At 52.3% G+C, this 21,024-nt stretch carries 16 protein-coding genes; 7 read left to right on the plus strand and 9 right to left on the minus strand.

Translation table 11 applies throughout. The features are described from left to right. Positions 1 to 87: 87 nt before the first annotated feature. A complete protein-coding gene (locus LX87_RS19680) occupies positions 88 to 1,155 on the minus strand; it encodes a FecR family protein (RefSeq protein ID WP_111629996.1) in 1,068 nt (355 codons plus the stop codon). A 239-nt stretch (positions 1,156 to 1,394) separates the two neighbouring features. On the opposite strand from LX87_RS19680, the gene LX87_RS19685 reads away from it, so the two are divergent. Next, positions 1,395 to 1,997, plus strand: coding sequence for an RNA polymerase sigma-70 factor (locus LX87_RS19685; RefSeq protein WP_111629997.1), 603 nt, complete (start codon positions 1,395 to 1,397; stop codon positions 1,995 to 1,997). Between the two features lie 18 nt (positions 1,998 to 2,015). Here the strand turns inward: LX87_RS19685 and LX87_RS19690 are convergent, their stop codons facing one another. The 4 genes from LX87_RS19690 to ggt all read right to left on the minus strand — a co-directional run bounded on the left by LX87_RS19690 (position 2,016) and on the right by ggt (position 6,701). Then, positions 2,016 to 2,885 (minus strand): ChaN family lipoprotein, encoded by an 870-nt coding sequence (locus tag LX87_RS19690; RefSeq protein ID WP_111629998.1) that lies wholly within the window; start codon positions 2,883 to 2,885, stop codon positions 2,016 to 2,018. A 169-nt stretch (positions 2,886 to 3,054) separates the two neighbouring features. Then, positions 3,055 to 3,846 carry a 3-keto-disaccharide hydrolase gene (locus LX87_RS19695; protein ID WP_111629999.1) on the minus strand — a complete coding sequence of 264 codons (792 nt, stop codon included), beginning with the start codon at positions 3,844 to 3,846 and terminating at the stop codon, positions 3,055 to 3,057. Positions 3,847 to 3,939: 93 nt separating this feature from the next. Continuing rightward, entirely contained in the window at positions 3,940 to 4,950 is a 1,011-nt protein-coding gene (locus LX87_RS19700) for a threonine aldolase family protein (RefSeq protein ID WP_111630000.1), read from the minus strand. 17 nt (positions 4,951 to 4,967) lie between these two features. Beyond that, positions 4,968 to 6,701 carry a gamma-glutamyltransferase gene (gene ggt, locus LX87_RS19705; protein WP_111630001.1) on the minus strand — a complete coding sequence of 578 codons (1,734 nt, stop codon included), beginning with the start codon at positions 6,699 to 6,701 and terminating at the stop codon, positions 4,968 to 4,970. Between the two features lie 283 nt (positions 6,702 to 6,984). Between ggt and LX87_RS19710 the strand changes: the two genes are divergently transcribed. Further along, positions 6,985 to 8,841, plus strand: coding sequence for a 3-keto-disaccharide hydrolase (locus LX87_RS19710; RefSeq protein ID WP_111630002.1), 1,857 nt, complete (start codon positions 6,985 to 6,987; stop codon positions 8,839 to 8,841). A gap of 5 nt (positions 8,842 to 8,846) precedes the next feature. Beyond that, complete coding sequence (locus tag LX87_RS19715) at positions 8,847 to 10,865, plus strand: c-type cytochrome (RefSeq protein ID WP_229310738.1); 2,019 nt, start codon at positions 8,847 to 8,849, stop codon at positions 10,863 to 10,865. A 162-nt stretch (positions 10,866 to 11,027) separates the two neighbouring features. On the opposite strand, the gene LX87_RS19720 is transcribed toward LX87_RS19715, so the two are convergent. Further along, a complete protein-coding gene (locus LX87_RS19720) occupies positions 11,028 to 11,570 on the minus strand; it encodes a DUF2911 domain-containing protein (RefSeq protein WP_111630003.1) in 543 nt (180 codons plus the stop codon). A 239-nt stretch (positions 11,571 to 11,809) separates the two neighbouring features. Here LX87_RS19720 and LX87_RS19725 point away from each other — a divergent pair, with 239 nt between their 5' ends. The 4 genes from LX87_RS19725 to LX87_RS19740 all read left to right on the plus strand — a co-directional run bounded on the left by LX87_RS19725 (position 11,810) and on the right by LX87_RS19740 (position 16,917). After that, positions 11,810 to 12,832: a YheT family hydrolase gene (locus LX87_RS19725; RefSeq protein WP_111630004.1), complete on the plus strand. Its 1,023-nt coding sequence runs from the start codon at positions 11,810 to 11,812 to the stop codon at positions 12,830 to 12,832. Between the two features lie 207 nt (positions 12,833 to 13,039). Further along, positions 13,040 to 14,944, plus strand: coding sequence for a phosphoglycerate dehydrogenase (gene serA / locus LX87_RS19730; RefSeq protein WP_111630005.1), 1,905 nt, complete (start codon positions 13,040 to 13,042; stop codon positions 14,942 to 14,944). 85 nt (positions 14,945 to 15,029) lie between these two features. After that, a complete protein-coding gene (locus tag LX87_RS19735; protein WP_111630006.1) occupies positions 15,030 to 16,106 on the plus strand; it encodes an aminotransferase class V-fold PLP-dependent enzyme in 1,077 nt (358 codons plus the stop codon). A gap of 133 nt (positions 16,107 to 16,239) precedes the next feature. Beyond that, positions 16,240 to 16,917, plus strand: coding sequence for an outer membrane protein (locus LX87_RS19740; protein ID WP_111630007.1), 678 nt, complete (start codon positions 16,240 to 16,242; stop codon positions 16,915 to 16,917). 73 nt (positions 16,918 to 16,990) lie between these two features. On the opposite strand, the gene LX87_RS19745 is transcribed toward LX87_RS19740, so the two are convergent. The 3 genes from LX87_RS19745 to LX87_RS19755 form a co-directional block, all read right to left on the minus strand. Next, on the minus strand, positions 16,991 to 19,030 hold the full coding sequence (locus LX87_RS19745) for a M13 family metallopeptidase (protein ID WP_111630008.1): 2,040 nt from the start codon (positions 19,028 to 19,030) through the stop codon (positions 16,991 to 16,993). Positions 19,031 to 19,177: 147 nt separating this feature from the next. Then, positions 19,178 to 19,924 carry a TerC family protein gene (locus tag LX87_RS19750; RefSeq protein WP_111630009.1) on the minus strand — a complete coding sequence of 249 codons (747 nt, stop codon included), beginning with the start codon at positions 19,922 to 19,924 and terminating at the stop codon, positions 19,178 to 19,180. A gap of 527 nt (positions 19,925 to 20,451) precedes the next feature. Then, the gene (locus LX87_RS19755) at positions 20,452 to 20,964 is read right to left on the minus strand and encodes a hypothetical protein (protein WP_111630010.1); all 513 of its coding nucleotides are present in this window, start codon (positions 20,962 to 20,964) and stop codon (positions 20,452 to 20,454) included. Between the last annotated feature and the right edge of the window lie 60 nt (positions 20,965 to 21,024).

Here is a 21,024-nt window from a genome sequence, read left to right on the forward strand (position 1 = left end):
GCAGCTACACTGTCGGCTTTTTTATGGAGCAGTAGCTGGTTAAATCATAGGCATTGGGTTAATTGGGAATAAGTTAAAGGATTAAGATTAAGGGGTACAGCCGGAGCCGTTGATCAGAATGCGCGTTCCCTGCACTTCATACTGCGCATTGAGCGACTGGCAAATCAGCTCCAGCTTGGTGTAAAGCGGCTGCCGGGTGATGTTACCCGAAAATCGGCAGTTAGCCAGGGCTTCGTTGCTGATTTCCAGGTCGATACCGTAGGCCCGTTCGAGTTGGTGCAGCACTTCTGGCAAAGGACTGTCATCAAATGAAAAGGCGGCCGGTTCGGCAGGGGCGGGACTGGTAATCGGTTTCGGCGCATCAACCAGCCCCCGACTCAGGCGGTTTTGCTCAACAAAAATGGTTACCTTCTGATTCGGGGTGAGCACCACACCCGACGCATCTTCGAGGCTGGCCAATTCGGGCTCGGAGGCCGACTGGGTCGCTTTTTTGAAAACGGCAACCCGACCGCTATGAACGGCGACTTCCACGGTTTTGGCATCGGTCGGTGCCGTCACCCAGAAACTGGTGCCGAGCACCCGCGTCACGATTGTGCGACTATACACGAGAAACGGCCGTTCGGCATCCTTCCGAACCTGAAAAAAAGCCTGCCCCTTAAGCCAGACTTCCCGGTTTTTGTCCTGAAAATCTGGTACATACTGAATGGTGCTATGCGGTTGTAACTGGACCACGCTACCGTCATTCAGCACAATGGACTGTGGCTGATTCGTCGCATTCGTGCGTTCAACCAGTGACCGTTTAGTTGCAGATGGTAGCGGGCCGGTAGCCAGCGGGCGGCCCGCATGACGGTGTATCAGCAACGCACTCCAGCCGAGCAGCCCCACCAGCACCGCAGCCGCAGCCCACCGCGCGACTACTGGTAGCCGGATGAAACGGTTTTGCTGCCCTGGCGCGGTTTCGTCCGGATCAGTTGTCTGCCGGTCAATCTGCTGCCAGAGTCTCCTTTCCAGGTGCTGCCGGTCGGCAAGGTTCAACGGCGGTTCTTCATCCGTTCCTACCTGCTCATACCAGCGGTTGATCAGCCTGATTTCTGCTGCGCTACACTGGCCTTTTTTGTATTTGGCAAGCAATCGGACGAATTCTTCTTTTTGCATCAACAGCACGTTGCTTTTTTATACTGGGTAAGTCGACAAACCTACCCCATTACCCTAAAAGATTTTATAAAAAATGAGAATGTTTATATGGATTGCGGTCTTTGGCCCGCTAATTATTTTAATTGTTCAACACAAAGAGTAGAATGAGAACCTTCCCAAATCGGGCTCCAGAAAGCGCCTGCCGTGATTCGTTAAAAAAAATGTAATTTGGTCTTGGTTTCTTCTAAAGCCTTTTACGAATGCCGGCCACGTTGCGACTTTCTCCGCTGAAAGATTGGGAAGACGAACAGGTGCTCGAAGCCTTGTCCGGAGGCAATCGGATGGCTTTGGCGGAACTGTACAAGCGGTATTGGTATGCGCTGTACCGCGTTGCTTACCAGAAAACCAGATCGGCGGAAACCGCCGAGGAACTGGTGCAGGATCTGTTTGTTCAGCTCTGGCAGAAACGCGGGGCGCTAACTGTTCGGCGGGTTGATTCCTATTTGTTCAGTGCCCTGAAATATTCCGTGATCGATACCATCAAAAGCCAGGTCGTTCACGAAAAATACCAGGAATACCAGCAGTTCTTTGCTTCGCAGAGCGACTCTTCGACCGAGGACCATCTGGCGTATACGGACCTGATTGGAACGATCGAAACCGAACTGCTCAAACTACCACCCAAAACGCAGGAAGTATTCCGCCTGAGCCGGTTTGAAGGCCAGACCATTCCGGAAATTTCGCAAAAGCTCGCCCTGACCGACAAAGCCGTTGAGTACCATCTTACGAAAGCGCTCAAATTGCTCCGCGCCCAACTCCGGGATTACAGTTTTGTGCTGTGGCTGCTGCTGCTGGCGCAGCGGTAACGGTTTTCTGAAAAAGACTCAATACGTCTTGGTCATATCCGCCGGGATGTGCAGAATGAAGTTCGCCAGATTCTGGTTGGCTTTGTCTGGCTTCTGAACGTCCGGTACTTCAACCGATGCAATCGTCACAATTTTCAAATCGGGCTGTTTCTGGCGCAGGTACCAGATAATTCCCTCAAAATTATTGGAATGATAGGACCCGTTGTAGTGCAGGAACGTGGTGCCGGGTTTGCGGTTCTGAAGGATGAAATGGGCCATTGTGGCGTCTTTAATGGCCTGGGCGCGGGCAAAATTGGCTCCTTGTTCCGAGTCGGACTTGGCGTTGCCGCCGTGCATCATGTCGAGCATGGCTTTGTAGCCGGGTAACGTCAGATCAACGGTCAATGGGAGAGGGGCAATCCAGGCTTTCTGAGCGGCCGGAACCGTATCGAGCGAGGCCAGCCCCTGCCGGGCGACGGCGCTGGCGTACCGGCGCGGCACATTAGTCGCAATAAACGTCAGTTTGTGTTCGCGCGCAAAATCGACCAGCGGGCGGTAATCGGTTTTGTAGTTGCTCCAGAGCCGGGCCTGTTTGGCAAATTCCCTGTCCGTCGTTTTGCCGGTAACATAGTCAGTCAGAGCGGTCTGGTTATCTGCTTCAAACATTTCGGCACCCAGCATCAGTTGCGCTTTCCGGTCGGCGTATAAATCTTTGGTTAACTGCAATTCCAGCCAGTGACAGATCGGGTTGTTGTGCAGTTCACCAAAAAAAACAACGTCAGCTTCTTTTGCTTCTTTTAAAACCTTTTGATAATCAACGGTTTTTAGCTTCTGGTTGTAAAACTGATACGCCGGTTTATCGCTGGTGAAGGCAAGGCAGCCGAGAACGAACAGAAGGAGGTATTTCATTGCATCTAGTTAGTTAGACGCAATGTAAACAAGAAAGGTTATTTCGCGGAGCTTAGCGGAGAATATCCGAGTTACGCAGAGACAGTACTCCGCTAAACTCTCTTCCCTCCGCTAAACTCCGCGAAATAACCTCTTACGCGAACTAACCTCTTATTAGCTTCGACTAAGCTTACAACTCCCGAATCCAGATGTTCCGGAAACCAACCGGGTTACCGTGATCCTGCAACAACAGGGGGCCTTTGCCGTGGGGTTGTACTTTCGGATAGCCAATGTATTCCGTCGTTCCTTTGATGTGGAAATCGTACAGGATCAACACGCCGTTCAGTAAAACCGTTACCTTGCCCATTTCCGACATCATGCCGTCCTTGTTGAATTTCGGCGCGTAGTAGATGATGTCGTACGTTTGCCATTCGCCCGGTTTGCGGCTCGGGTTCACCAGCGGGATGGCCTGTTTGTAAATCGAGCCCACCATCCCGTTCGAATACGTTGGGTTGTTGTAGCCGTCGAGTACCTGAAGTTCGTAACGGCCCTGTAGGAAAATACCGCTGTTACCGCGTCCCTGACCACTTCCTTCCACTTTTTCAGGAGCTCTGAACTCGATGTGCAACTGGAAATCCTGAAATTCCTGCTTGGTCCGCAGCGAAGCTCCTTTGGCCGAATACATCGCGCCATCGCGGATGGGCCAGGTGTTGGAGCCTTCGGTGACGCCATTCCAATTGGCCGGATTGTAATTTTTTACGGAAACCCACTGGCTGCCGTCTTTGCCGTCGAACAGCACGATGGCGTCGGACGGGGCCGTGGTGCCCGATGCGGTGTTGGGCGACAACACACCCGGTGTTACCACGCGCGGAACGGGTTCCCAGATTTCGGAAGACTCCGGATTTTGCTGCCGCTTTTCCTGAGCAACCGCGACTTGAGCCATACCGGCCAGTACGATTAGGGCTAAGAAATTTTTCTTCATTCGTAAAATGTAGGATTGTGTAAACAATGAGTTGTACGAAATATTGGGACCAAAGATAAATTAAATGTAATCGCCTTGTTTGTTTCTACCCCTTCAGGCCAACCTTTTTTGCAATTCCGCCAGATGATCGTCCGTAAAGTCAAGGTGGGTAACAAAGCGTACCAGGTGCTTGCCGAACACACTACACCGAATGCCTTTTTGGGCCAGTTGCTGGACATAATCAGTTGCCAGAACGGTTTCGCTCAGCCGGAAAATAACGATGTTGGTGTCGATTGGATAAATGGCGTCCACTTCCGGGAGGGCTTTCAGCATGGGTTCAATGGCTTTGGCCCGCCGGTGATCTTCTTTTAGCCGGTCAACGTGATGATCGAGTGCGTAGATGCCCGCAGCGGCCAGATAACCCGCCTGCCGCCAGCCCCCGCCCATTACTTTGCGGTAACGCCGGGCCTGTTTGACGACATCACGGGTGCCAAGCAGGAGAGAACCCACCGGACAGCCCAGCCCTTTGGACAGACAGATGCTGATGGAGTCGAACAACTGACCGTGTTCGAGCGGGGTTTCGCCGGTTTCGACCAACGCGTTGAACAACCGGGCGCCGTCAAGATGCAGAATTAAACCGTTTTGGTCGCAAACTTCCCGGATTGCCCTGATTTCCGGCAAGGTGTAATAACAGCCCCCACCTTTGTTGACGGTATTTTCCAGGCAAACCAGCCGGGTCAGGGGTCGGTGTACGTCGTCGGGCTGGATGCTGTCGCGAACCAGTTCGGGCGTCAGTTTGCCAAACTTTCCCTGGGTTAGTGTCACGGAAGCCAGCGCGTTGACCGCAATACCGCCCCCTTCATACTGATAGACGTGCGAAAGCTGATCGCAGATCACATCGTCGCCGGGGCGGGTGTGGGTCCGGATGGCGAGTTGGTTGGTCATGGTACCGGACGGGCAGAAGAGGGCGGCTTCCTTGCCGAAAAGCCGGGTGGCTTTTTCTTCCAGGGCGTTGACGGTTGGGTCGTCGCCGGACACATCATCGCCCACTTCCGCCTTAAACATAGCCTCCAGCATCGCAGGAGTCGGTTTGGTAACGGTATCGCTACGCAGATCAATTGTCATGTTGATGTATTTTTAATTCAATAGCCAGCGGCCTGTCCGTCTTTACGCATCTCGGACGCTCCCTGATACACGCGGTTGGCGGGCGTAACCTGAATGGCCTGGTAACCACCGAAAAAGTCGGTGTCGGTCAGCCGGTGGCCCCGGCGCTGCAACTCCTGCCGGACGTTTTCGGGAATACCGCTTTCGAGTGCGAGTTTGCCCCCGTCGATCATCTGGGTTCCTGTCGGTTCGCTGCTTCCTCCGTGGCTGAACCGGGCGGCATCTCCCGCTTCCTGCACATTCAGGCCGAAGTCGATAATGTTGCAGAGAATTTGCAGGTGGCCCTGCGGCTGCATGGCACCCCCCATGACGCCAAAACTTAGAAAAGGCTGGCCGTTTTTCAGGACAAAACCGGGGATGATGGTTGTAAAAGGTCGTTTGCCTGGCGCGTAGACATTGGCGTGGCCTTCTTCCATACTGAAACTGGTGCCCCGATTCTGGAATGTAAAGCCCAGGCCGTCGGGCACCATACCGCTGCCAAATTCAAGCATGTTGCTCTGAATCAGCGACACGATGTTGCCTTCGTCGTCGGCCACCGTCAGATAAACCGTATCGCCCGACTGCAAAACCGGCACCCCGGCATCGATGCGCTCGGCGGCCCGTTTCGGATCAATGAGTTTTCGGCGTTGGGCTGCGTATTCTTTGGAAAGAAGCCAGGTCAGCGGGATTTTGGAGAAATCCGGATCGGCGTAGTGCCGGGCACGGTCCTCAAACGCCAGTTTTTTGGCTTCAACGAGCAAATGCAGGTAATCGGCGCTGTTGTGGCCCAGGCTTTTCAGGTCGTATCCCTCCAGAATGTTCAGCATCTGAAGCACCGAAATTCCCTGACCGTTGGGCGGCAGTTCGTATACATCGTAGCCACGATAGTTGACCGAAACCGGCTCGATCCAGGTACTCTGGTGAGCGGCCAGATCGTCTTTTCGCAGGTAAATTCCGGTCCGGTGGGCGTACCGATCCATTGCGTCGGCCAGTTTGCCTTTATAAAAAGCGTCCCGTCCGTCGGTAGCGATGGCAGTGTAGGTAGCCGCCAAATCCGGGTTGCGGAATAACTGACCTTCGGCGGGTACCTGGCCGTTGATGAGAAACGTTTTCCGGAAATTATCAAACTCGCCGACGGTTTTCTGGCTGGCTTCCAGTCGGCTGACGGCGGTTTTCCAGGAATAGGCAATGACCTGCGGCACCGGAACGCCCTCCTTTGCATACCGGATGCTGGGGGCCAGAAGCGTTTTCATCGGGAGCTTCCCAAACCGTTTGTTCAGTTGAAACCAGCCATCGACGGCACCCGGCACCGATACCGACAGCGGACCGTACAGCGGTAGTTGCTTCTGATCGCCCAGCAGACTCTTTAGTTTGGCATACGTCAGTCCGTAGGCCGAGCGCCCGCTGGCGTTCAATCCGTACAGTTTGCGGTCCCTGGCCGACCAGACAATCGCGAATAAATCACCCCCAATGCCGCAGTTGTTGGGTTCTACCAGACCCAGCATGGCATTGGCCGCAATGGCCGCATCCACCGCCGTTCCGCCCTGTTTCAGCACATCCAGACCCGTTTGCGTCGCTAGCGGGTGGCTGGTTGCTACCATGCCGTGTGTTCCCAGCACCGGACTGCGGGTGGCAAAACTTGCACCGGTCAGGCGGTCGCCTTTCCCGGATTGTCCGATAACCTGGTTATGGAAGAATATAATCAGCAAAGACAGGCGTAAAACGATGCGCATCGGGTAAAAACGAAATTGACCATTAAAAATACACCCGTAATGCGATTTGTCCTACTAACGGCGGTAGTAGATTGCTGCTTGAAGCCGTGTTGATGGTGCCTAATAGGGTAATAATGAAAGTTTTGTCGCTTGACTGACGAATTCGGGAATTTGCCTCATCTTTGTGTTCTATTATTCGATATTAAAATAATTCTGTTTCAGGTGGGCGTAACTATTTATAAAAAATTTTAAAAATGTAGTAACTTTCCACCCCAAATTTCAAATTTATATGCGTATAAACTCTATGACTACAACCATGGCTCGGCTGTTGTTGGGCGTCGGCTGGGTCTGTAACGTTGGGCTGGCCCTGGCCCAACCCAAGTCGGATCAACCCAGTGCGTTGCCGCTTAACGACCTGAGCGCGTTTCAAAAACCCGGCAAAAACTGGCAGATCGTCGGTGATGTATCGGCTAATCTGAACCAAAATAATGTATTGACCAGTACGAAAGGGACTGGTGTACTGGCGAACCTGCCCGTCAAAGACGGTAACATCGATCTGGTATCGAATTTCCAGCACGGCGACGTGGACCTGGATCTGGATTTCATGATTGCGAAAGGTTCCAATTCCGGAATCTACCTGCAGGGCCGGTATGAAATTCAACTGCTCGATAGCTGGGGTGTCAAAACGCCCAGAGCGGGTGATAATGGCGGTATTTACGAACGTTGGGACGACAGCAAACCCGACGGGCAGAAGGGCTATGAAGGCCACCCGCCCCGCCAGAATGCCAGCCGCGCACCGGGTTTGTGGCAACACCTGAAAATATCCTTTCAGGCCCCGCGCTTCGATGCCAGCGGCAAGAAAATTGAAAACGCCCGGATGCTGCTCGTCGAACTGAACGGCGTGGCCATCCACGAAAACGTTGAACTGTCGGGACCGACCCGCGGTGCGCTGGGCAACAACGAAGTGGCAATGGGACCGCTGCGGATTCAGGGCGACCACGGCCCGGTGGCGCTTCGGAACATCATCATTAAAAATTACGACAAACCCCGTCCGGAGCTGATGAACCTGAAATATACGGTTTACAAAGGACGGTTTGATAAAGAGCCGGATTTCAGCAAGCTGCCGCCGGAAGCCGAAGGTTCGTCGGTTCTTCTGACGGCGAACGTGACCCGGATTCCGAACGAGTTTCTGATTCGGTATACCGGCACACTCCGCGTGAAAGAACCGGGCGATTATGCCTTCAATCTGGGTGCAGCCGGTGGGGGTGGTATGATGAAAATCAACAACAAAGTGGTCATTACGCCCGGCGACCGTCGGCAAAACGGCAGCGTTACGTTGCCTGCCGGTGATGTGCCGTTTGAGTTGATGTACGCCAAGCTGGAAGACTGGGCCAAACCGTCCATCGGATTAGCGGTTACCGGTCCCGGTATTCGTGAATACGTCATCAGTGACCCCAGCAACAACAATTCCGGCGACCCGACCGACCCGATTCTGGTCGATGCATCGTCGAATACCGTTCTGCGGAGCTTCATGGATATGCCCGGCTATAAAAATGCACAGGGCCGGACCCTGCGGGTGGTACATGCCGTTTCGGTGGGCAGCCCTGATCAGGTGCATTACACCTACGATATGGATAACGGTGCGCTGATTCAAGTTTGGCGGGGTAAGTTTCTGGATGCTACCCCGATGTGGCACGATCGGGGCGATGGTTCGTCGCGGCCGATGGGCATGGTGCAGCGGTTAGGTATGCCGTTGCCCGGACTGACAAAGCTGGCTTCTGCGCAAGCCGCCTGGCCTACCGATACAACCGGCAGCGGTTACCGCCCAAGAGGCTATCTGCTCGACGAAAACGACCGTCCGACGTTCCGCTACCAGACGTACGGTGCTACGGTGACGGATGCGGTACGGGTGCTCGACAATGGTCAGGGCGTTCGTCGGGAGCTGACCGTGCAAAATCCGGCCAGCAATCTGTATGCCCGGCTGGTGGAAGGCACTACCATTGCTCCGCTGGAAAACGGCATGTACGTTGTTGACGGCAAGGCGTATTACGTGCGCATTGATGATGCCGGGGGCGCAACGCCGACGGTACGGAAAGTAGGCGAACGGCAGGAACTGATCGTTCCGGTGAAGGGCAAACTGAGTTACTCGATCCTGTTTTAATTGCTATGAAACATACATCTATTCTTCGTCGGACGGCCTTTGGTGCTTTGTTATCGGCAGCCATCTGTTCGGCGGGTTGGGCGCAGGAGTCGCCAAAAGAAGAAGATTTCTTTAAAATTCTGAAAGTATCAGCACCGGAAGGAACACTGCTGGAAGTAGGCGGTTTGACCGTGCTGCCGAACGGCGATCTGGGCGTGGCAACCCGTCGGGGCGACATCTGGATCGTTGAAAACCCGACCAGCCGCCGGCCGTTCTTCCGCAAATTTGCGTCGGGACTGCACGAAGTGCTGGGCCTGGCCTATAAAGACGGAGCCCTCTACTGCGCCCAACGCGGTGAGTTGACCAAACTGGTGGATACCAACAAAGACGGCAAAGCGGATGTCATCGAAACCGTCACCAATATTCCGGTTTCGGGACACTACCACGAATATACCTTTGGTCCCAAGCTGGCCCCGGATGGCTCGTATTTCATCTCGGGTAACGTAGCGTTTGGCGACGAAAAATGGTGGGCGGGCGAAAGCCGGGTCCCCTGGCGCGGCTGGATTATGCACATCACCAAAGACGGACAGATTGAACCCTGGGCAACGGGTGTACGGTCTCCGGCGGGTCTGGGCATGATCGACGGTGAACTGTTCTACGCCGATAACCAGGGCGACTGGATTGGTTCAGGGGGTGTTTGGCACGTCAAGAAAGGTGCTTTCATGGGCCACCCGGCAGGTCTGCGCTGGAGCGGTGATCCGAAGTCACCCGTTAAACTGACGCAGGAACAGGTATACGCCAAGGTAAATCCGCGCGATAACCGCGATGAGCGGGGCCGGGCCATCAAGCCGGAAAACGTGGTGGACGAGAAATTCGTGACCCTGTTCGAAATGAAGAAAGAGTTTCCGGAAATTCAATTGCCGGTGGTGTGGCTGCCCCACGGTATTCAGGGCATTTCCAACTCCGAAATCACGCAGATTCCGGAAGGCTCGTTTGGGCCTTTCCAGGGGCAGTTGCTGGTAGGCGATCAGGGACAGAGCAAGATCACACGTGTGTTTATGGAAAAAGTCAACGGTGAATACCAGGGAGCTTCCATTGATTTCCGGAGTGGTTTCCGCTCGGGCGTTCTGCGGATGGCCTGGGCCAAAGACGGTTCGCTGTTTGTGGGCGAAACCAACCGGGGCTGGGGTTCGGCCGGTGAAGCTGATGAGGGTCTGCAACGCCTGACCTGGAACAACCAGCTGCCGTTTGAGATGCGGGCCGTTCGCGCCATGCCCGACGGTTTTGAGGTTGAATTCACGATGCCGGTAGATCGTAAATCGGCTGAAGACCTGGCTTCGTATTCTGTCGAGAGCTTCATTTACAAATACCACCCGGTATACGGTAGTCCGACGGTGAACAAAGAAACCTGTACGGTAAAAGGCGTGAAAGTTTCACCCGATGGATTGAAAGCCCGTGTCATTGTGGATAACCTGCGTCAGTATTACATCCATAACATCACGCTCGACGGTGTTCGGGCGGTGCAAGGGTCGTATTCGTTGGTTCACCCCACGGCTTATTATACGCTGAACAATATTCCGGAAGGGCAGAAGCTGGCCATGAGCGAGGTAAGCACCACCAATTCGGCGGCTGTGAAAGCGGCTCCGGCTGCTCCGGCCAAAAAAGGCACTCCGGCGAAAACAGGTGCCAAACCGGGGGCTAAAACCACGGCTGCCGGTACGAAAACGGGCGCGCTGATTGCCAAAGCACCAACGTTTGAGGAGGTAAAACCGTTATTGAACCGGCACACCTGCTCGGCTTGCCACAATGCCGAAAAACGGCAGGTTGGCCCGGCGTTTTCGGATGTTGCTAAACGGGGTTACAGCAATGAGAAGATTGTTGAACTGATTTACAATCCGAAACCGCAGAACTGGCCGGACTATGCCACGGAAATGCCGCCGATGCCCCAGGTTCCGAAAGCCGACGCGCTGAAAATTGCCGCCTGGATCAACTCATTGGGACCCAACGGCAAAACCGCTCCTGCCAAAAACGCAGACCAACCCTGAGGAGTGAAGAATTAAGAGTGAAGAGTTAAGAATTAATGCGTCCGCCAACTCTTCATTCTTCACTCTTAACTCATCATTCTAAAACAGGAAAGCCCGACCAAATGGTCGGGCTTTCCTGTTTTAATGGGGACCTCGCTGGCGAGTTGCGCCGAGGACTCTCCTTCAGTGGGTACCGCCGGTTGGTTTGACCGGGATGGAAATGGAAGCCTGATCCCAGGCGATGGTTACGTCAGATTCCGTCGGGGTGATCGTCAGTTTTTCTACCGGCGTTGTCGTCGTTTTGGCCGGCACCTTGATCTGGGCTACGTCCTTTTTCTTCAATTCAGCGCCTTTCACGGGGTCGATGTAGTCGTAAGCGCCCCATTGGCCCAGTTTGCTGTTCAGAATCACCGTCCATTCCTTCTCGTCGGGAATGGTAAACAGCGTATACGTACCGGCTTTCACCATTTTATCGCCGAACATGACATCTTTGGCAAACGTGATCTCGGTGGCTGCGTCTGCGCCCGTGCGCCATACTTTGCCGTATTTTTCCAGCCCGTTGGGGCCAAAAATAACCCGGCCCCGTTTGGACGGCTGACCATACACTACTTTAATGCTTTTGCCAGGGCTTTCTGCTTTTACATGCGGACTTTTTGCCTGGGCCAATACCAGAGCCGAGTTCGCCGTGAAGAGAAGCGCGAGGATGAATAACAATCCCTTTTTCATAGGTACTAAAAAGTTTTAGGTGAATGATTCGTCACAAAGAAAACAAAACTTAGAGCAAAAAACAGTCGAATGGTTTAATTCACCAACAAAATAACTTGAATTGGCTGTGAAAATAGTACAACCGTAAAGCGAAATACTGCTAGAACAGGGCCGAAAATCAAACACTTCCGTCTTTACGGGCCTTTGATTTTCCCGTTGGTTTGTAACGGTGTACCTTTGTGTTTCTTCATTGAAAGACTATGCCGTTGATTACCCCGTCGGATTACCGTCCGCCCGCTCATTTGTGGAATGGTCACCTGCAAACGATCATTCCGTCGCTGTTCCGGAAGGTGGAGGTGCCTTACGTTCGTGAGCGGATTGAAACACCGGACGATGACTTTCTGGACCTGGACTGGAGCTTCTCCGGCGTTCAGAACGAAGTGCCAGGAGGGAAGCGTGATGAAATTGAAAAGGAGAATAGTGGACTCAAAAAACGCTTAACCATCCTTTCCCACGGTTTGGAAGGGGATTCCCGGCGGCAGTACCTGGCCGGGATGGTGCGGCATCTGACGGCCAACGGGTTTGATTGCCTGGCCTGGCATTACCGGAGTTGCAGCGGAGAAATGAACCGGCAGGCCCGGTTTTATCACCTGGGCGAAACCAGCGATTTGCAGTTTGTGATCGATTATGCCTTGCAGAAAGGGTATCAGCACATTAACCTTATGGGATTCAGTGCCGGGGGCAATATTACGTTAAAGTACCTGGGTGAACGCGGGAAGGATATCCATCCGGCTATTGAGAAAGCCGTGGTGTTTTCGGTGCCTCTGCATCTGACCACCGCATCGCGCCGACTGGAAGCCTGGGACAGCCAGATTTACAACAAACGGTTTAATCGGACCCTGAAACGCAAAGTTTTTCAGAAAGCCGCGATAATGCCGGGTGTGATCCATACGGAGGGATTGCAAAAAGTGCGAACTTTGCGGGACTTTGATAACCTGTTCACATCCAGACTGCACGGTTTTCGGGATGCCGAGGATTATTACCAGCAGAGCAGTTCGTTGCAGTATCTGGATAAAATTGCGATTCCGACTCTGGTTGTCAACGCTAAAAATGATCCTTTTTTGTCGCGCGAGTGTTTCCCGGAAGAACTGGCGCAGCAACTGCCCAATGTCTGGATGGAATTTCCGGCCCAGGGAGGGCACTGCGGTTTTGCGCCGGCTGGACGAAACACGGACGTGTACTGGTCGGAGGAGCGGGCGTTACGGTTTTTGAAGGAAAAATAGCCGTTGTGTTGGCCTTTCGGGTGTTGAGGGATGGTACGTTTTATAGGCGTAATCTTTGGGTATGAGGTGGTTGCATCCGGTGTCCGGCAAGCCTGCCCAGCGGTACTGATTACAAGATTATCTGAAAAATAAGTAGAGTTCATCTTCCGATACTAAGGCAGGCATTGGAAGAAATATTAAATGCCGACAATTATCAGGAGTAAAGCGATGTTAACCAAAACGCTCGAACAGACGTATTTCGTCATTGATTTCGACAGCACGTTTACCAAGGTAGAAGCTTTGGATGTACTGGGTGAAATCTCACTGGCTGCCCACCGCGACCGGGAGGCCATTCTCGAAAAAATCAAGATCATCACCGACCGGGGAATGTCGGGGGAGCTTTCGCTGGCACAGTCCATCGAAATGCGGCTGCAACTGCTGACGGCTCATCGTGACCACCTGCCCGCGCTGATCGAAACGCTGAAAAACGAAATCTCGGACTCGTTTCAGCGCAACCGGCATTTCCTGGCCGAACACGCCGATCAGATTCTGATTGTCTCAAGCGGTTTCAAGGAATTTATTGTGCCCATTGTTACATCACTGGGAATCAAGGAGGAAAACGTGTTTGCCAATACGTTTGTCTTCGATGAGGCTGGAAATATTGTTGGCTGTGACTGTGAAAACCCACTGGCTACTGATAAAGGGAAAGTGAAGCTCATCCGGGACCTCAATCTGGAGGGCGACATTTACGTGATAGGCGATGGGTACACCGATTACGAAATTCGCGAGTCGGGGCTGGCCAACCGTTTTTACGCCTTTACTGAAAATGTTATGCGCCCGAAAGTGATTGAAAAAGCCGATTACGTTGCGCCTTCGCTCGACGAGTTTTTATATCATAACAAGCTGAACCGCAGCCAGTCGTATCCCAAAAGCCGGATCAAGGTGCTGCTGCTGGAGAACGTTCACCCGGTGGCTGTTCACCTGTTTGAAAGTGAGGGCTTTAACGTAGAAATCCTGAAAGGAGCCCTCGACGAAGACGAACTGATCGAAAAAATCCGGGATGTGTCTATTCTGGGCATCCGGTCCAAGACGCAGGTAACCAGCCGGGTTCTGGAGAACGCTAACAAACTCATGTGTATCGGTGCGTTTTGTATCGGTACCAACCAGATCGACCTGAAAACCTGTACCGAGAAAGGTATTGCGGTGTTCAATGCGCCCTACAGCAACACGCGTTCGGTGGTCGAGCTGGCCATTGGTGAGATCATCATGCTGGTCCGCAACATTGTGCCCAAGAGCAATAAAATGCACGAAGGGGTTTGGGACAAATCGGCTAATAACAGCTTCGAGGTGCGGGGTAAAAAACTCGGTCTGGTGGGATACGGTAACATCGGTACGCAGTTGTCGGTGGTGGCCGAAGCCCTGGGCATGGAGGTGTATTTTTACGATATTGTCGATAAACTGGCGCTCGGCAACGCCAAGAAGTGCAAGACGCTGGACGAACTGCTCGCTATTTCAGACTTTGTCAGCCTGCATACCGATGGTCGGGCCAGCAACAAAAACCTGATCGGAGCCCGGGAGTTTGGCCTGATGAAAGAAGGCGTTATCTTCCTGAATTTGTCGCGCGGCCACATTGTCGATGTGCAGGCGCTGGTCGAAGCCATCAAAAGCGGTCGTGTGGCCGGGGCGGGTGTTGATGTATTTCCGTACGAGCCGAAAACCAATAACGAGGAGTTTATCAACGAGTTACGCGGTTTGCCAAACGTCATTCTGACGCCCCACATCGGCGGTAGTACGGAAGAAGCGCAGGAAAATATCGGTAATTTCGTACCGGGTAAATTGCTGGAATACATCAACAACGGTAGTACATACGGCAGTGTTAATTTCCCCGAACTGCAATTGCCGTTGCTGAAAGAGTCACACCGACTGCTGCATATTCACGCCAACGTGCCCGGTATTCTGGCAAAAATCAACGCCATATTTGCCAAATACCATATCAATATTCAGGGCCAGTATCTAAAAACAAACGAGCAGATTGGCTATGTAATTACCGACGTTTCCAAAGATTATTCGGATGAGGTCGTGAGCGAATTGCGGCACATTGACAACACCATCAAATTCAGATTAATTTATTAAGAATCAGGGAGTCAGGGAGTGAAAGGGCGAGTTCGTTCGATCACTCCCTGACTTCTTTGCTCTTTCATCCTTTCACTCTTTGACTATGAAACAAACCTACTTCACCGCAGGACCAGCCGAATTATATCCGACGATTTACCAGCATCTGCAAACCGCAATGGATGAGCAGATCGGGTCAATTTCGCACCGGAGCGCCAAATTCCGGAGTCTATACCAGTTTTGCGTCGAGCAATTGCGCCAACTGCTGACCATTCCGGAATCGCACGGCATTTATTTTACTGGTTCGGCCTCTGAAGTGTGGGAACGGATTATGCTCAACTGCGTGGAACACGAGAGCTTCCACCTGATCAACGGATCGTTTTCGAAGAAGTTCTGCGAATACGCCACGGCGGTTCATAAGTACACGCACAAGCAGGAAAAACCGTTTGGGGAGGGGTTTGATTACGGCGAAGTTCAGGTGCCGGAGTATGCCGAACTGATTGCGGTGACGCACAACGAAACCAGTTCGGGTGTGCAGATGCGGACGGTTGATATCCACAAACTGAAGCGCAGCAACTCGAAAAAACTCATTGCGGTCGATATGGTGTCGTCGGCCCCATTTCCGGATCTGGACTTTTCGCTCATTGATACAGCTTTCTTTTCCGTACAGAAAGCCTTCGGGATGCCCGCCGGTCTGGGCGTCTGGATTGCGGGGGATAAATGCCTCGAAAAAGCGGAGTTGCTCAAACACGGCGATCAGCACATCGGCGCGCACCATAACCTGCCGACGCTCTGGAAAAACTTCCAGAACTACGAAACGCCCGCAACCCCCAACGTTCTTTTTATTTACCTGTTGGGCAAAATTGCGCAGGATTTCAACCGGATCGGTATTGAAACCATCCGGAAGGAAACCGAAGAAAAAGCCAGGATGCTCTATAAATTCATCGAAAGCCATCCGGAGTTTTCGCCTTTCGTGAAAGAAGAACGGCACCGCTCGCGGACCGTCGTGGTAGCCAATACCCAGAAGCCGTCAGCCGACGTAATCAGCAAGGCGAAAGAAGCGGGTCTGGTCGTGGGCAGCGGCTACGGACAGTTTAAAGAAACGCAGATTCGGATTGCTAACTTTCCGGCCACCAATACCGAGCAGATCAGCCAATTGATCGACGTTTTGGGACGAGTCTAGGCGTTCATCTAACAGAAAACGGCGAATTACACGGGAGCAATACCGGGTGATTCGCCGTTTTCTTTGACTGCTTTTTACTTAATAACAATTTCCGGATTGCTGAGTTTTTAAGGGAACAACTCAACGCAAACCGATGAAAACCTCTATCAACCGGATTTTTTTTCTGGTTACCATAAGTCTGACAACGTCTGTTGTGCTACGTGCACAGGAAACCGATACGCTTCGGCGGGAAACTCCTGCTACAACGACAACTCCACCGCCCACGGATACCACAATGCGGGTAAACCGAACGTATTCGGACGCTCCGCTTTCCTATTTCAACCGGCCCGGTTCACCCTGGTTTCGGAGCGGAGCATTTTTACTGGGGGCTTCCATCGGTTTCGGGACCGGTAAGGGGCAGGGATTGTATACGGTATTTAGCCCACGAGCGGCCTATTTTGTTCAGCGCGGATTGGCCGTTGGCTTCCGGGGCGCTTTTGAAAGCCGGGCCAACACCAGCTTCCGGGCTAATTCGGCGGGGGCATTTTTACGGTATTACCCCGTGCGCAACAATTTTTACGTCTACGGTGAAGGGGGATTTAATGTCGGAAAATTTAAATCCAGTGATGTAGGCCCTAATGACCGTCGCGGTTTCAGCAGCATCAACATCGGTATTGGTCTGGGCCTGAAAGTGGCCGAAAACCTGAGCGTTGAAGCCATGATCGAAAACAATTATTACGATAAAGCCCCGGTTTATTCGGGGAATAACCGGGGCCCTCAGATTAAAGTCGGCATCAATTACCACTTCCCGGGCCGGGATCGGTATTATTAAGCGAACGGACCCTTGTCTTTCGTCCGGTATTTCAGCCAAGGGCAACCCGGACGAAAGGCATGGGGATACGGTATTACCAGACCCGCGTTTGATCCACTTCAGGTTTGTACAATTTCTGGCCGGGTTTGACATCAAAAGCCCGGTAGAAAGGCGCAAAGTTCGTCAGCGGACCATTGACGCGGAACTTAGCCGGGGAGTGTGGGTCAACCTGCACGCGAACCCGTTGCGCTTCGTCCCGGATGACCGTCCGCCAGATTTGCGCAAAGCCCAGGAAAAACCGCTGGTCGGGCGTAAAACCGTCAATTTTCTCGTTGCTCTTGCCCTGGTCGGTGAGCTTAAAGGCGTCGTACGAAATCGCCAGACCGCCGAGGTCGGCCAGGTTTTCGCCCAGCGTCAGACGCCCGTTTAGATTCAGGTTGTTCAAAACCGTGTAACTGTTGTATTGATTAACCACCTGATTGGTTTTGGCCGTAAACTTATCCGCATCGGATTTTTGCCACCAGTCGCGCAGATTGCCCTTTACGTCATATTGCCGGCCCTGATCGTCGAACAGGTGCGTCAGTTCGTGGCCGATCACCATACCGATACCGCCGTAGTTGATGGCGTCGTCGGCATCCTTGTCGAAGAACGGGAATTGCAGGATTCCAGCTGGGAACACAATCTCGTTGAACGTCGGGTTGGCGTAGGCATTCACCGTCGGCGGGGTCATTCCCCATTCGGTCCGATCCACCGGTTTTTCAATCTTGCCCATACTCTCCTTGTTATCGTGTTTGCGGGCGTTCTGAATGTTACCGAAATAATCATCCCGGTTAATCTCAACATCCGAATAATCCTTCCACTTGTCGGGATAGCCAATTTTCTTGGTAATGCCGTCCAGTTTTTCGAGGGCAATTTTCTTGGTTTCGGGCGACATCCAGTCCAGTTTTTCAATCCGGTTGCGGTACGCTTTCTGGAGGTTGTCAACCAGCGTCAGCATCCGGTCTTTGGCTTCGGGCGTGAAGTATTTTTTCACCCATACCTGGCCGAGCAGTTCACCCAGGTACGAATCGGTATTATCGGCTACCCGTTTCCAGCGTTCCGACAGAGCTTTCTGGCCGGAGAGCGTTTTGCCGGCAAATTCGAATTTCGCCATTACGAACGGTTTGCTCAACAGGGTGGCGTTGTGGTCAATAAACCGAAACGCCTGCTGGTCTTTAAGCACTTCAACGGGCGTCGAAGCCAGTAACGTGCTGAGTGCCTGATAATATTCGGGCTGGCCCACCAGTACGGTGTCCGTTTTGGCCGTCATGGTCTTCAGAAAAGCCGTCCAGTCGATGTTGGGCGTCAGTTTGTTCAGATCAGCTACCGCATATTTGTGGTAATTTTTGATCGGGTCGCGCAGATCGGCTGCGGCTTTGTGCGATTTGGCCAGGCTGGTTTCGAACGCCAGAATACCGTCGGCTTTTTTGCGGGCGGTGGTCGAATCTACGCCGGTCAGCGTGAAGAGTTTCGTGATGTAATTGACAAAGGCCGCACGGACTTTTTTGGTTTCCTCGTCGTTCTTGAAATAGTATTCTTTCTCCGGCAGACTCAGCCCCGACTGACTGAAGTTAATCCGGTTGATGTCGCTGCGCCGGTCGTCGGCTCCGACATAAAACCCAAACAGGGGGCCACCCCGGTCAGCTTCGTCGGCGGCTGCATAATTCAGGAGTTGTTTGTAATCTTTCAGAGCCGCAATCCTGGCCAGTCCCGGTTTCAGCGGCTCGTAGCCCTTTTTCTCAATGGTTACGGTATCCATACCGCTCGCGTAGAAATCGCCCACTTTCTGCTCGGTGCTTCCTTTGGAGGCTCCGGCGGCTGCGGCTTCTTCCAGAATGGACCGGGTCTTTTTCTGATTTTCTTCGTACAAGGTGTAGAAAGAACCCCAGCCAGACTGATCATCAGGGATTTTGGTGTTTTTAATCCAGCTCCCGTTGGCGTAGGAAAAGAAATCGTTGCCCGGTGCAACGGTCGTGTCCATGCCGGTTTTATCAAAAAAAACGGTTCGGGTAGCGGTTTCTTCTTTTTCCGTTTTGCAGGCCGTGAACAGCAGCGTTCCGCCTACGGCCAGTAGCAGCGATTTTGCAAGTCTCATCTTTATGGTTTCGTGTTGATTTAGCAGAAAGCCATAAAAGTAGTTTTTTTATCGATTGATGCTACACCATACCTGCGTTGGGGTCTGGAAACCGTCGTAAACGGGCTGCATATGTAGAAAAATTCCGGTTTATCCTTGGCAGAGTAGCTACTGCTTTCCAACCGAACCGGGCGTACCGGATGCTTGGTTATTGGTTTTGGTGGGGCCTACGGTCTTCATCTGGATGAAGTCTACCAGGAAAGAAAAGGCCATCGCAAAATAGATATACCCTTTGGGAATCTCAAAGTGCAGTCCTTCGGCCACCAGGGACATGCCGATGATCAGCAGAAAACACAGCGCCAGAATCTTGAAAGACGGGTGGCGCTGGATAAATGAACTGATGGGTTTGGAAGCGATCAGCATGATTCCGACGGTAACGATTACCGCTGTATACATGACCCAAAGCTCGCTGACCATGCCGACCGCTGTGATAATGGAGTCGATTGAAAACACCAGATCCAGAATCAGGACCTGAACCAGCAACTGATTGAACGATGCAGCGACGGGAGCGGGCGCATCCGGGTTCTCGTCGCGTTCGGCCTTGTGATAGATTTCAACGGTACTTTTGTAGATCAGGAATAGCCCACCGGCCAGTAAAATCAGGCCCTTGCCGGTGAAGTCGATTCCGGCCACCGTAAACAGGGTTTGATCCAGTTGCATTACCCAGGCAATCAGCGTCAGCAGAGCCAGCCGCATGAACATAGCGAGGCCAAGGCCCCAATAGCGTAGGCGGTCCTGCTGACCAGCCGGTAATTTGTCAGCTAAAATGGAAATAAAGATGATGTTATCTATCCCTAAAATGATTTCCAGAACAATCAGGGTTAACAGGGGTACAAGGTTATCGACAATTTCCATCCGGTCTTTAAAATTGAAAATAGAGCTAGTACGTTGGTTAACCTGACAGACGGCAGAATGTTCCCAGATTAATTGCCGGCTTTCTATTTTCAGCTTTCGCTATGCTGCACTGAGTCGCTCTGGCTCCCTGCTTCACTTACGGGATAGAAGTGGTGAGTAACGAACCGTCCGGCCAACAAAAAGCCGTATTTAGTATGGATATGCTTCCTGTTTTATAGAAATTGCTTCGCCAGTTATAGATTTTCCTGCGCGTGGCTCCGGTATTTTCCTGAACTTTACATAAGTCTTTAGCCGCCCTCCAGGAGCGAAACCGGCCCTTTCGAGGGAGATAAGGAGTACGCAGAGAGATTCTTTTTCAGACTAATTAAGATGTTACAATAGCGACAAGCCCGGCAATTTTTGCCGGGTTTTGTTTTGATCAACTTGATAAGCGAACTTACTTGTTAATACGTCACGAAAAAGAAACAACCCGATTGCGTTGCAGTCGGGTTTTGTTTTACAGGAAATCTCTACCTCCGGGATTCCGGTCAGGCCGCTTGAGCAAACAAGGCTTTATACGACGTTGCTTCGGCGATTCCTTCAATTTTGCAGAGCACATCGACAACCGCCATCAGGCCGTTGTATTGATCGGCGCTGATTTCCTCCTTCGTGCGGGTTGGATAGTCTTTAACATGAATAGCCGTATTCCGTTCAAAGGCGGCTTCCACCCGGGCCAGTTCTTTCATCGAGTAGCCGGTTATTTTTATATTTTCCAGGCCCAACTGAACAAAATAGGGGATGATGCTGGGCGTGTTGATTAATTCCTTGTAAGATCGAATGACTTGCCGCTTGCCATGCGTTAAGAAAAACCGGGCCCATTTATTATTTTCAACTTCGCAACGCAGTACGCCAAGCGAATCCTTATACACTTTTGCTCCATAACCGGCTGCAACGATATTGCCAACAGCGCAGGCGTTGCAATCGCCTTTTGCCAGGGTATCGGTAAAATAGGCGTTTACCAGTGCGCTGATTGCCCGGTTGAATCGTTCTGGGGTTTTCATAGACATTGCTGTTTGATTACAAAATCGGTTAAGCTATCTATATAACGAACCCCACTCCAT

This window comes from Larkinella arboricola, from assembly GCF_003259745.1.
GTDB lineage: Bacteria > Bacteroidota > Bacteroidia > Cytophagales > Spirosomataceae > Larkinella > Larkinella arboricola.